This window comes from Pseudomonas sp. MD195_PC81_125, from assembly GCF_014060985.1.
GTDB classification, from domain to species: Bacteria; Pseudomonadota; Gammaproteobacteria; order Pseudomonadales; family Pseudomonadaceae; genus Aquipseudomonas; species Aquipseudomonas parakoreensis.
Window position 1 is genome coordinate 1 of sequence record NZ_JABULD010000391.1, and the last position, 12615, is coordinate 12615.

Annotated in this window: 12 protein-coding genes and 1 pseudogene; 2 read left to right on the forward strand and 11 right to left on the reverse strand. The window is 60.0% G+C overall.

Going from position 1 to position 12615, the window contains the following annotated elements:
* The 4 genes from HT737_RS31840 to HT737_RS15990 all read right to left on the reverse strand — a co-directional run.
* Positions 1-99: hypothetical protein (locus HT737_RS31840; RefSeq protein ID WP_306287221.1), on the reverse strand; the 99-nt coding region annotated here is incomplete at its 3' end.
* A 700-nt stretch (positions 100-799) separates the two neighbouring features.
* Positions 800-1264: an inhibitor of vertebrate lysozyme family protein gene (locus HT737_RS15980; protein WP_047297448.1), complete on the reverse strand. Its 465-nt coding sequence runs from the start codon at positions 1262-1264 to the stop codon at positions 800-802.
* Positions 1265-1266: 2 nt separating this feature from the next.
* Positions 1267-1431 (reverse strand): DUF1328 domain-containing protein, encoded by a 165-nt coding sequence (locus HT737_RS15985; protein WP_003177151.1) that lies wholly within the window; start codon positions 1429-1431, stop codon positions 1267-1269.
* Positions 1432-1503: 72 nt separating this feature from the next.
* Positions 1504-1788: a hypothetical protein gene (locus tag HT737_RS15990; RefSeq protein ID WP_121182916.1), complete on the reverse strand. Its 285-nt coding sequence runs from the start codon at positions 1786-1788 to the stop codon at positions 1504-1506.
* Positions 1789-2214: 426 nt separating this feature from the next.
* On the opposite strand from HT737_RS15990, the gene algB reads away from it, so the two are divergent.
* The gene (gene algB / locus HT737_RS15995; RefSeq protein WP_047297450.1) at positions 2215-3561 is read left to right on the forward strand and encodes a sigma-54-dependent response regulator transcription factor AlgB; all 1347 of its coding nucleotides are present in this window, start codon (positions 2215-2217) and stop codon (positions 3559-3561) included.
* 10 nt (positions 3562-3571) lie between these two features.
* Complete coding sequence (locus HT737_RS16000; protein ID WP_047297451.1) at positions 3572-5362, forward strand: KinB sensor domain-containing domain; 1791 nt, start codon at positions 3572-3574, stop codon at positions 5360-5362.
* Here the strand turns inward: HT737_RS16000 and HT737_RS16005 are convergent.
* From HT737_RS16005 to HT737_RS16035, 7 genes and pseudogenes are all read right to left on the reverse strand, one after another.
* Positions 5359-6972, reverse strand: a complete 1614-nt coding sequence (locus HT737_RS16005; protein ID WP_179295003.1) for an EAL domain-containing protein — start codon at positions 6970-6972, stop codon at positions 5359-5361. The genes HT737_RS16000 and HT737_RS16005 overlap by 4 nt on opposite strands.
* Before the next feature lie 76 nt (positions 6973-7048).
* Positions 7049-7828 carry an N-acetylmuramoyl-L-alanine amidase gene (locus HT737_RS16010; RefSeq protein WP_182403237.1) on the reverse strand — a complete coding sequence of 260 codons (780 nt, stop codon included), beginning with the start codon at positions 7826-7828 and terminating at the stop codon, positions 7049-7051.
* A 101-nt stretch (positions 7829-7929) separates the two neighbouring features.
* Positions 7930-9994, reverse strand: a pseudogene (locus HT737_RS32400) (diguanylate cyclase).
* Positions 9991-10869: an endonuclease/exonuclease/phosphatase family protein gene (locus tag HT737_RS16020; protein WP_047297455.1), complete on the reverse strand. Its 879-nt coding sequence runs from the start codon at positions 10867-10869 to the stop codon at positions 9991-9993. The pseudogene HT737_RS32400 and the gene HT737_RS16020 overlap by 4 nt, the downstream one beginning before the upstream one ends.
* 14 nt (positions 10870-10883) lie before the next feature.
* Entirely contained in the window at positions 10884-11525 is a 642-nt protein-coding gene (locus HT737_RS16025; protein ID WP_007962741.1) for a thiol:disulfide interchange protein DsbA/DsbL, read from the reverse strand.
* A gap of 200 nt (positions 11526-11725) precedes the next feature.
* Positions 11726-12337, reverse strand: coding sequence for a cytochrome c (locus HT737_RS16030; protein ID WP_041073681.1), 612 nt, complete (start codon positions 12335-12337; stop codon positions 11726-11728).
* Between the two features lie 32 nt (positions 12338-12369).
* Positions 12370-12615: cytochrome c5 family protein (locus HT737_RS16035; protein ID WP_182403239.1), on the reverse strand; the 246-nt coding region annotated here is incomplete at its 5' end.

The following is a 12615-nucleotide window of genomic DNA, read 5'->3' on the forward strand; positions in this document are numbered from 1 at the left end:
TTTTTCGGCACTGAAGTGGTTGAGCAACGCACCAATTGCAATCCCTAAAACCAGACCGATGAGGATCTGCCAGGCGAGGCTGAGTTTTGCCTTCTTCATTATCTTTACCCTTACTTGCGTTTGACTCAGGCACATGCAGCAACTGGAACGCTCTTTAGCGGAAAAGTCTGTGCATCTGCCTCCGTATAAGGTGCCCCGAAGCGCGTATTTACGGCTCTTCGGCAGGCGAAAAAAGGCGCAACTATTCCGATGCAAGGTTGCGCCGTCTAATGCCGTAAACGCCTACCCTATGCCGAATCGGCATGAGATTTTTTAAATGAAACTGACGTCCCAAGCGGTTCGATTACGACATTTCAGCCGGCATAAGTGCCGTGAACCGGCCATTTCAGCTTAGGTTGGTTGTTTTTTGAACGAGTGAATTCATCGAAAAATTCAGGAAAAAGCCTACATTTGCAGACTAGAAGTCCCACAGTTTAAAGGGGCTCTTTCTCGATATACGGTCGCCAGGAAACACGGCGAAATGTTTTCGCGCGCAGTCTGAACCATAAAAAGGCGAGCAGGACGCTCTGGATCAATGTTTTGTATCGCGCAAAGCTCAGCGCAAGTCCGTCGAACCGCTGAGGGTCGGCGAACCTGCGTCGCAGCTTTTGCCCTGACCCGGCCCTCGCGCAGGCACTCCCTGTACCCGTAGGTCACTCCGACCCTGCAACAGTCAGAACGTCCCGGCCCCTTGGTCATGCGCCGACCTTCCTCGGGCAGGCGCAATAAAGGGCAGCGGGGCGCTGCCCTCGTGTTCGAATCAGTACCAGTTCGGATCTTTCTTCAGCGTTTCCATCAACAGGTTCTGCATGCCCTGATCCGGTTTGCCGAGGAAGCGGTAAGTGGCATGTCGCGTTGGCGACTTGTCGGCCGGCAGTCCTTCGGGCACATCGACGAGCATGGCGTAGGCATCTTTCTTGTCGAAGCTGAACGCTACGATCAAGCGGTGGTTGAGGCACTTGTCTGCGGATTCGCAGAGCGGCCCGACCAGATACTTGTCGCCATCTTCGGTCACGGCATTCATCTGCTGCTCTGGCGTACCGGACAGGTTCATCACCCATTCCGGGAGGCGCTCTTCATGCTTCACAACGCCTTGCCAGGTTTCCCGGTATTGCGGGTCGGAGCTGAGCAGCTCGTTGACCCGCGCCTGGCCATCATTGGCCGCGATCGCCATGGCACTACCGCCCAGAAGCAGGGCGGCTGCCAGTGTCTTTAACGCAATCATCGTTAACCTCGGCCGCGACGGCCAAAGAAGAAGGAAGCGATGAACATCACCAGGAACACGACAAAGAGAATCTTGGCGATACCCGTGGCGGTGCCCGCGATACCACCGAAGCCCAGGACGGCGGCGATGATGGCAATGATCAAGAATGTAATTGCCCAACTCAACATGGTGATTCTCCTTACTTCTCTATTTAGGGATATTGCGTGTCCCGGCGCCAGGCGCCCGAATTCGTTGGTTTGTCAGAAAACCCAGCGCTCTTCACGTGGCAGTTGATCCAGCGGCTGCGGCTGATCGACATCCATCATGCGCATCGAGGCGTTTTCGGCCTGACTGCTGCTGACGGCGCTGAAGTGCGTCTGCGTGCTGTGTTGAATCGAGATCAGCGGCTCAGGCTTCTGGCTGTTTTCCCAGCTCAGGTATTGCTGGCAGGCGATCAGGGTGATCAACAGTGCAAGCACGCCAAACAGGCCTTGCTGGATATGCAGTGGCGAGATACGCACTTGGGCGGCACGTTGGCGAGTCATCCTGGGTTCCTCACTCTTATTCGGTTGGGGCAGTGGAATCTGCCCGGGCTGAATTAGTTATTGCAGGCTGCATGCCAGTTTTTTCATTGAAAAATATTCAATAAAATCAAGAGCTTACAAGTAGTTAAAATTCAGCGACGGACGCATCCTGCACGATGGGTCGTCTACGGTCGTGCGGAATGCACGATTATTTCGTAGGAGATTTCATTCTTATGGAATTGAGAGCACGTCCTGGATGTCAGAAATGTACGCGGGGTTACCCCTGCGAATCGGTGATTGTTTAAAAACTCAACAAAATCAATGGATTGGCCGTTAAGGCAGGAGAGAGCTACCCTCCTATGGCTCGCATCGTTCAGAATCAACCATGCAACTTGCCCGATTTTTCCGGGACTAACCCAAGATCAATCACTATGGAGCGTAGGAAAAATGGAATCTGCCACTGAGCATCAAGGCCGCATTCTGCTGGTGGACGATGAGTCCGCCATCCTGCGAACCTTTCGTTACTGCCTCGAGGACGAAGGTTATACAGTGGCCACCGCCAACAGCGCGGCTCAGGCCGAGGCATTGTTGCAACGTCAGGTGTTTGACCTGTGCTTCCTTGATTTGCGTCTGGGTGAAGACAACGGTCTCGACGTACTGGCGCAGATGCGCATTCAGGCGCCATGGATGCGCGTGGTCATTGTCACCGCCCACTCGGCGGTTGATACCGCAGTGGATGCGATCCAGGCGGGCGCCGCCGATTATCTGGTCAAACCCTGCAGCCCCGACCAGTTGCGCCTGGCCACCGCCAAGCAACTGGAAGTGCGTCAGCTCTCGGCGCGTCTGGAAGCCCTCGAAGGCGAGATCCGCAAACCCAAGGACGGCCTCGACTCCCACAGCCCGGCGATGAAAGTCGTGCTGGAAACTGCGCGGCAGGTCGCCGGTACCGACGCCAACATCCTTATTCTCGGCGAATCCGGCACAGGTAAGGGCGAACTGGCCCGGGCCATTCACGGCTGGAGCAAGCGCGAGAAGAAATCCTGCGTGACCATCAACTGCCCGTCGTTGACTGCGGAACTGATGGAGAGCGAGCTGTTCGGCCACAGTCGCGGTGCGTTCACCGGGGCCAGTGAAAGCACCTTGGGTCGGGTCAATCAAGCAGACGGCGGCACGCTGTTTCTCGATGAGATCGGCGATTTCCCGCTGACTTTGCAACCAAAGTTGCTGCGTTTCATTCAAGACAAAGAATATGAGCGGGTAGGGGATCCGGTGACCCGCCGCGCCGATGTGCGGATTCTCGCCGCGACCAACCTCAATCTTGAGGACATGGTGCGCGACGGGCGCTTCCGTGAAGACCTGTTGTATCGCCTCAATGTGATCACCCTGCATTTGCCGCCATTGCGCGAACGTGCCGAGGACATCCTGACTCTGGCCGACCGCTTCCTCGCGCGTTTCGTCAAAGAGTACGCGCGGCCGGCACGGGGCTTCAGTGACGAGGCGCGAGAGGCGTTGCTGGGTTATCGCTGGCCGGGCAACATCCGAGAGCTGCGTAACGTGGTGGAACGGGCAAGCATTATCTGCCCGCAGGAACGCGTGGAAATCAGCCACCTCGGCATGGCCGAGCAACCGGCGAACAACGCACCGCGGGTCGGTGCCGCGCTGAGCCTCGATGAACTGGAAAAAGCCCACATTGGCGCGGTGCTGGCAACGGCAGGCACCCTTGATCAGGCAGCGAAAACCTTGGGCATCGACGCGTCGACCCTGTATCGCAAGCGCAAGCAGTACAACCTGTGAGCACCCGACGATGAAACTGGCGATGAAGTTGCGCACTCGCTTGTTTCTGAGCATCTCTGCGCTGATCACGGTCGCCTTGCTCGGGCTGTTGCTCGGGCTGGTCAGCGTGATGCAGATGGCTGGTACTCAGGAAGCAACGATCCGCAGCAACTTCGTGACCCTCGACCTGGGGCTCAAACTGCGCCAGACCCTCGGCGATCAACTGGTGCTGATGCTGGCCGAAAAGCCCGACCCGGCCGCGTTCGAAGCGTCAAAACAGCATTACCTGCAATTGCTGGATGAAGGCATTTCGCAGGAGGCAGAGGGCGATGGCCGACAGTACGGGTTTACTCAGGCCAAGGCTGACTACCTGAGTTTTCTCCAGGCGTTCGAGATGTCGCGTGATCCGGGCAATGTGCTCAGTGGTAACAGCGACCTCAGGGAGCGCTTCAACACCTTGCGCAACGGTTTGATTACCGAGCACAAGCACGCGCTGGACAACATCAACGCAGTGCAGCATGACGCCCGGGAAAGGGCACTGCTGGTCTCCGGTCTGCTCGGGCTGGTGGGATTGGCGGTGCTGATTATCGGCTTCGTCACCGCGCACGCCATTGCCCGGCGTTTTGGCGCGCCCATCGAGGCGCTGGCCAAAGCGGCGGACAACATCGGCCAAGGCAATTTCGAAGTGACGCTGCCGATTTCCTCGGCGATGGAAATGAACCAGCTGACCAAGCGCTTCGGGCTGATGGCCGAGGCGCTGCGCGAGCATCAGGCGACCAACGTCGACGAATTGCTGGCCGGTCAGCAACGCCTGCAGGCGGTGCTCGACAGCATCGACGACGGCTTGTTGATGATCGACCGTGAAGGGCATCTGGAACACCTCAATCCAGTGGCTCAGCGTCAGTTGGGTTGGGACAGTGACCGTCTCGGCCAAGGCCTGGGCACTGCGCTCGAGCGCCCGGAGCTCGACGCGCAACTGCAACTGGTGCTGCGCGGCGGTACCCTTGAGCGCGCCCCGGAAGATTTGAGCATCGAGGTCGATGGCGAATCGCGCTTGCTGACCTACAGCTTGACCCCGGTCAGTCACATCCAGGGGCATATTCTGGGGGCGGTGATGGTGCTGCACGATGTCACCGAGCAACGCGCCTTTGAGCGCGTGCGCAGCGAGTTCGTGCTGCGCGCCTCCCATGAGCTGCGTACGCCGGTCACCGGCATGCACATGGCGTTCGGCCTGTTTCGCGAACGTGCGAAGTTCCCCCCGGAGTCACGCGAGGCGGACCTGCTCGACACGGTCAACGAAGAGATGCAGCGCTTGATGCAGTTGATCAACGACTTGCTCAACTTCTCGCGCTATCAGAACGGCTTGCAGAAACTCACCTTGGCGCCGTGCTCCATCGAAGATTTGCTGGAGCAGGCGCAATCGCGCTTTGCCGATTGCGCTGCGGGCAAAGGCATTGCCCTGAGCGTCGAAGTGCAAGGGCCGTTGCCGCGTCTGCAGGCCGATCAGGCACAGCTTGAGCGGGTACTCGACAACCTGATCGACAACGCTCTGCGCCATACCGCCCGCGACGGCCAGATTCGCCTGCAGGCGCGGCGGCATGGCGAACGGGTGATCATCAGCGTCGAAGACAACGGCGAAGGCATTGCCTACGGTCAGCAGGGGCGGATTTTCGAGCCGTTTGTGCAGGTCGGGCGCAAGAAGGGTGGCGCCGGGCTGGGTCTGGCGCTGTGCAAGGAAATCGTCCAGCTGCATGGCGGGCGGATGGGCGTCTATTCGCGGCCGGGGCAGGGCACGCAGTTCTACATGGCGCTGGCGGTCTAGGCTTCGTCGTCCAGCCGGCGCCCGGTGAGGCGCCGTCCACGGGTGATCAGTTCGATGAACTGCACCGCACTCAGGGCCTGGGCGAACAGCCAGCCCTGACCGAACTTGACCCCCTCACTGCTGAGAAACACGGCTTGCGCTTCGTGCTCGATGCCTTCGGCAATCACCTTCAACTCCAGAGCCTGCGCCATGTGAATGATGTGCGGCGCAACGCCGCTGCTGGCCGCATCATGGCCGAGCGCGTCGATAAAGGCCTTGTCGATCTTCAAGCAATCCACCGGCAGCGTCTGCAGATAGGCGAGGCTGCAATAACCGGTACCGAAGTCATCGATCAGCACCTGATGGCCGACATCGCGCAAGGCTTGCAGATTCTCCCGCGCCACCACCACGTCGATCAGTCCGCGCTCGGTGACTTCAAAGGCAATCTGGCGCGCGGCGACCCGGTGCAGCGTCAGCAGCCTGGCCATGACCTGGCCGATGCGCGGCACCATCACGTCGCAGGCGGCGAGGTTGACCGAAATGTACAGCTGCGGATTGGCGCGCAGCACCGGTCCCAGTTGTTCCAGCAGCCGCTGCAGGACAAAGTCTGTCATCTGCCGAATCTGCCCGGTGTTTTCCGCCAGTGGAATGAACAGGTCGGGGCTGGTCAGGGTGCCGTCCGGGCGACGCCAGCGCAGCAGGGCTTCGGCGCCCACGCAATTGCGGCTATCGAGATCGAAGATCGGTTGATACAGCACTTGCAGCTCGCCACGTCGAATGGCGCCCTGGAGTTCGGCGTCCAGTGACTGGCGCTGGCGCACCAGCAAAAACACAAAGAATCCGACAAACGCCCCCAGCAGCAGGCAGATCGGCACCATCCACCACCAGACGCTGGGAATATGCATGCCGCTGCGCGGGGTGATCAGCACCAACTGGTATTCCGGATTGTTGGTTGGCATGCGGTAGATCAGCCGTGACTGGGTGACTTGCAGGGGCGCGCGGCTTTTGGGTGGCCACGCTTCGGTTGGTGGCCACGTCTGCGCGGTGCCCAGCACCGGAATCGCCCGTTTGCCGTGGTCCAGCACCACCAGCAGGCTGCTGTCCGGCGGCAGATCGACCATGTCGGTCAAATGCCCGCGTGATGTCGCCACACGAAAATTGCCGCGCCCGAGCATCAGTGCCGCGCGGTTTTCATCCGGTTCGGTGGTGGTGTTGAGCCAGTAACTGTAGGTCGGTCCTTTGATATCCGGTGCGCGAACCACCGACAGTCCTTCCTGACGGGGCCGGTTGGAGCATATCCGCGCACCATCCATGTAGGCCGCTTCATAGACGAAGCGATAGTTGAAGGTGACCTGTTGCAGGGTGGCGATCATTTCCTCATCGCAACTGCGCAGCGGCTGCGCTTCGAGGTCATCGAGACTTTCGCGCAGTTGTCCGAACAGCTGCTCAAGGCGTGCGAGAAAACGCTCGCCCTGGGTGTTCATTTCCTGGCTTTCGTTCTGTTCAATCTGGCGCATGGCGACGAACATTCCGCCGGCTATCAGCAATGCAACACTGAAGACAGCCGCGATCATCGCCAAAAACCACGGGCGATAAAACCAGCTACGCAGCGTCGCTCGGGTAGCAACCATCATGGAATATCCGAAGAATTACCAATGAGTTATAGCTGCTGATTTCGTTTTCGCCCTGACCGTCGGGCGGGCGTCATTATTTTGTCTGATTGAAGACCTGCAACAACGCTGCCGTTTGTGCGTCCGGTGTACCGTCGAAGCGTGAAGGGCGAAAGTGCATCTGGAACGCTGCCAGGACATGGCGGGTCGCTACGTCCAGCTCGCCGGTCTGCGGGGTGTCGTAACCGACGCGCGCCAGTTGTTCCTGGAACCAGCTGATGCTTGGCAGTTCGGCGTTGAACTGCACTTGCTGCCGCGCTACCGCTTGTTCGTTGGGCCATACGCCCAGGCCTTCGGCGGCCAGGCGTTTCCATGGGAACAAGGGACCCGGGTCGAGTTTGCGCAGGGGCGCGATGTCGCTGTGGCCAATGATATGGCGCGGGCTGATGCCCTGGCGCTGGCTGATGTCCTTGAGCAGGACGATAAGCGATTGAATCTGCGCTTCGCTGTACGGGTACCAGAGGCGCCCGGTCGGCGTGTCCTTGAAGCCCGGATTGACGATTTCGATGCCGATCGAGCTGGAGTTTAGCCAGGTACGGCCCTGCCACTGGCTCTCGCCGGCGTGCCAGGCGCGCTGGTTTTCATCCATCAGTTTGTAGATAGTGCCGCCTTTGTCGTCGCCGATCAGATAGTGGCTGCTGACTTCGCCGTGGGTCAGCAGTTGCAGCGAGCGGGCGAGGGAAGCGGAGGTGTAGTGCACGATCACGAACTGCACGCGGCTGTCGTGATTGGCCGAAGGGTGGCTGGTGTCATAACGCGGGCCGCTGGCACAACCGGCCAGAACGAGCAGCGACGCGAGGAGGGCGAAAAATTTCATGGCAGAAGGCAGTACACGCAAGACAATAATGCAACAGTGTAACGTACTGCCTTGCCTATCGACGCCCGACGGGCCGATTTAAACAAAATGGAACAACTTGCTCAGCCCAGTTCGACTCGGTTACGTCCGCCGTTTTTCGCCCGATACAACGCCTGATCGGCTCTTTTAAGCACCAGATCGCTGTGTTCTCCCGGCTTGAACGACGCCAGTCCCATGGAGATGGTGATCGTCACTCGCTCACCTTTGAAGTGAAACGGGCACGCTTCGATGGCCGCTCGCAGGGTTTCCAGCAATTTGGCGCCGACGGTCGGCGTGGTGGCTGGCAGCAGCAGAACGAATTCCTCTCCGCCGAAACGAGCAATGAAATCCGCCCCACGCAGACGTTTGCGCAGCACCGTGGCGATGATTTTCAATACCTTGTCGCCCGCCAGATGGCCGTAGTTGTCGTTGATGCGCTTGAAATGATCGAGGTCGAGCATCGCCAGGCTCAAGGTGTTGCCGTGTTGTTGCCATTGCCTGATCTCGTGTTCCAGCCGTTCGCTCCAGGCAGCGCGGTTGGGCAGGCCGGTCAACGGGTCGATCAGGCTTTCTGTCGCTGTTCTTCCAGATGTTCGCGAAAGCCCAGGGCTTCCTGCTCCATGTGCGCCACACGTTCGGCCAGGCCTTTGAGACGTGCTGCCACTTCCTGCTCGCGGGCATCGCGTTGTTGCTGATGCTGGTCCATGGTACCGAGCAGGCCTTCGAGATGGTTCTCCAGCACTCGCTTGAGATCATCCAGATCAGCCGCTTCCTGCACGCTGGTCTGCAAGCCGTCGACTTGCTCGCGAATCTGCGTGTCCATCGCCCGGGCTGCCGAGCTGTTGTCGGCATGGCCCTCGCTGGCGGCCTGCAAATTGCTCTGGAATGCTTCGAGGCGTTCGTTGAGCCGCTGCAGATAGGCTTCGAATTCGTGTTGGCCGCTGTCGGTGATTGCCAGCATCAAGGTGGCAAGGTCGTCGAGAATGGGCAGGAGTTCGTACCAGTTCAGGCCATTTTTCAAGCGATCACGCATGGCCTCGGCTTGCGGGCGATGGCGCTCTGGCAAGGTTAGGTCGTCGAGCAGCCCGATCAGCGTGTCTTCGATGTGTTTGGCCACCGAGCTGTAGGAAGGCTCCGGCGAATCGGGCAGGGCGTAAAGAATGTCTTGCTCGGGCTGCTCCGGATCGATGGCAGCCAAGGCTTGGGCAATCGGGGCGGGCAGGGGCAGGCTGTCGAGGAGCAAGGGGGCCGGGGCGTCGCCCGGGTGGATCAACTCGTCAGGGTTGATGGCCGCTATGAAGCTGGTGGCGCAAGCGGCGGGGCCAGAGGTTCGAGGGGCGGTTTGAGTTCAGGCAGTGGTTCGGGCGCCGTCTCGATGGCAATGACCGGCGGCACAAGCGAAACCACAGGCGATTCGGCCTGCGGTTGCGCTGCAGGTGCCTGGTGAGGGCTTGCCTCTGCCGGTTGCAATAGAGGCGCGGCGCTGACCGGTGCCGGAGTCGGTTCGCCTGTTGGCGTCTGTGCGGGCTCGACATCAGGTTCAGTGTTGGCTGATGGCGGCGCTGGTATTGGCGCAGGCGCTTGAGGTTGCTCCGGGCCCTGCGTCCCTGGCGTTTCTTCGGCTTCGCGATTACCAAACAGGCGTTGCAGAAAGCCCGGGCGGTCCGGCGCGGGTGGGGTTTCCAGCTGGCTCAACGCTTTGCCCTGCAAACCGCTGAGTTCGCTCAGCAGCAGCGGCATTTCCCGCGCCTGGCCGACCCGACTGTCCAGTTGCTTGGCGAATCTCTTCAGCGGCTGGGCGACTTCCCGCGGCAGTGGCAACGCTTGCAGTTGGGTAACCAGTGCGGTCAACGCGGTGCTGACCTGATCAATGCGGGTTTCGCGGCGCTGCTCGGAGTCGAGTACGGCTTTCTCCAGGCGCGGCAGCAGGGCGGCGAGACCGGCATCCATGTCGTCGGTGCGCACCACGTCGCGCATCTCTTTCATGCACTGATCAACGACCTTGTCGGTGCCTTCAGCGGCCAGCGTACTGCGTACCAGACCGCGGCGCAGCAAGTCGAGACGGGCGGCCCAGCGCCGTTCGAGCTTGTCCTGCTGTTCGATACTTTTGAGGTATTTCTCTTTCCAGCGCTGGGCGTCGTCGCTCATTCAGGGGTTCCGCGAGGGGCAGGACTCAACGCGGGCAATGCATCGGCCGTGAGCGAACCCGGCAGACGAATCTCTACCGCGACCGGCAGGTGATCGGAAATGGGTTGGGCCAGCACTTCGACCTTTTCCAGAGTCAGGGTCGGGCTGAGCAAAATATGATCCAGGCAACGTTGCGGCCGCCAGCTGGGAAACGTGGCTTGCATCTGCGGGGCCAGCAGGCCGAGATCGCGTAACGGTGACTGTTGTAGCAGATCGCTGGCATGGGTGTTCATGTCGCCCATCAATACCTGGTGCTTGTAGCCACCGATCAGGTCCCGAATGTAGGCCAGTTGCAGGCTGCGCACCCGGGCGCCGAGGGCCAGGTGCATCATCACCACCACCAGCGCTTCCGGGCCTTCGCCAAAGCGCAGCAGGATTGCGCCGCGACCTTTCGGGCCCGGCAGCGGATGGTCTTCGATCGCCCACGGTTTCAGTCGACTGAGCACGCCATTGCTGTGCTGGGCCAGCCGGCCGAGGTTGCGATTGAGTTGTTGATACCAGTAAGGGAAGGCGCCGAGGTGGGCCAGGTGTTCGACCTGATTGACGTAGCCTGAGCGCAGGCTGCCGCCATCGGCCTCCTGCAGGGCGACCAGGTCGAAGTCGCCAAGCAGGTCGCCGATCTTCTGCAGATTGCCTGAGCGCCCGGTGTGCGGCAGCAGGTGCTGCCAGCTGCGGGTCAGGTAATGCCGATAGCGTTCGGTGCTGATGCCGACCTGGATGTTGAAGCTGAGCAAGCGCAGACGATGGTCTGCGGGCAGGCCCGTGGACTCCAGATGATGCTCGTTGACCTGCGGATCATGCAGGCCAACGATGCGTTCAGTGCCCCAGCGGCGCATGGCAATGACCGCGCTTAGTTGGCAGCTGCCTTGTTGGCCGCTCGCTCTTTGGCGACCAGTTGATCAGCCAGCTTCAAGGCTTCTTCCGCACCACCGGCAGAGCCGATGTCGAAGCGGTATTTGCCGTTGACGATCATGGTTGGCACGCCAGTGATTTCATATTTCTTGGCCAGCTCACGCGCCTTGACGATCTGCCCTTTGATCGCGAACGAGTCAAAGGTGGCGAGGAACTTGTCCTTGTCCACGCCTTGTGTGGCGAGGAAGTCAGCCATGTCGTTCTTGTCGGTCAGTTTCTTGTGTTCTTTCTGGATCGCATTGAATACCGCAGCGTGAACCTTGTGCTCGACGCCCATTGCTTCCAGGGTCAGGAACATTTGACCGTGAGCATCCCACGGGCCACCGAACATGGCAGGAATGCGTACGAAGTTGACATCGGACGGCAGTTTTTCAACCCAGGGATTGATCACCGGCTCGAACGCGTAGCAATGCGGGCAGCCGTACCAGAACAGCTCCACGACTTCGATCTTGCCAGGCTCTGCCACCGGCACCGGGTTGGCCAGTTCGACATAAGGGGCAGCGGGTGCTTCGGCGGCCTGGGCGGTCACGCCGAACAGGCTGGCAGCGACGAGAGCGGCGCTGATGATCAGATTACGCATGCTTTACTCCTGGACAATTTTGGTCGCCTCGCGCGACCTGTTTTCAGACAGATCCTGGCGGGCATGAGTTCTGTAGTGTAACGGCAGCGGCCACAAAAAAGGGCGGCCAAAGCCACCCTTTTTATACTTGCTGCGACGGATTAATCGAGCGTTAACGTTGCAGGAGATGTCCATCACCGGTAACGCTCGATGCAGGGCGGTTAGTGCAGGCCCTGAATGTAGCTGGCGACCGCAGCAATGTCTTCGTCGCTGAGTTTGCGTGCGATGGTGCGCATCGGCATGGAATCGCCGTCGTTGGCGCGCCCGCCTTCTTCCTTGCGGAAGTCGGTCAGCTGTTTGGCGATATATTGAGCGTGTTGGCCTCCCAGGTGCGGGAAGCCGGCGGCGGCATTGCCGGCACCGTTCGGCGAGTGGCAGCCGGTGCAGGCTGGCAGGCCTTTGTCCAGGTTGCCGCCACGGAACAGGGCTTCACCACGGGCGACGATTTTTGGATCGGCGGCGCCGACGCTGCCCTTCTGACTGGCAAAGTAAGCGGCAATATCGGCCAGGTCCTGATCGCTCAGGTTGGTCAGCAGGCCGGTCATTTCCAGAACCTGGCGTTTGCCCGACTTGATGTCGTGCAACTGCTTGTCGAGGTAGCGTTCACCTTGACCGGCCAGTTTCGGGAAGTTGGGTGCCATGCTGTTCCCGTCCGGGCCATGGCAGGCTCCGCACACGGCAGCTTTTGCCTGGCCGGCTGCTGCATCACCTGCAGCATGGGCGATGCCGGAGATTCCCACGGTCAACAGCAGACTCACGATCAATTTGTTCATCAGCTAATCCAACTACGGCTAAGGGTTAAGAGTTATGGACCGGGTTTACTCTCGCTCATCCAAAGGATGATGGCCTGGTAATCCTCGGCACTGCAGTCCATGCACAAACCACGCGGCGGCATCGCCTTGAAACCCTGGGTCACGTGTTGCACCAGCGTCTCCATACCTTTCGCCAACCTCGGCGTCCAAGCTGCCTGATCGCCTCTTTCGGGCGCCATGGGTAGTTGGCCGGAATGACAGGCACCACAAACACGGTTGTACACGGCTTCCGGTTCCTG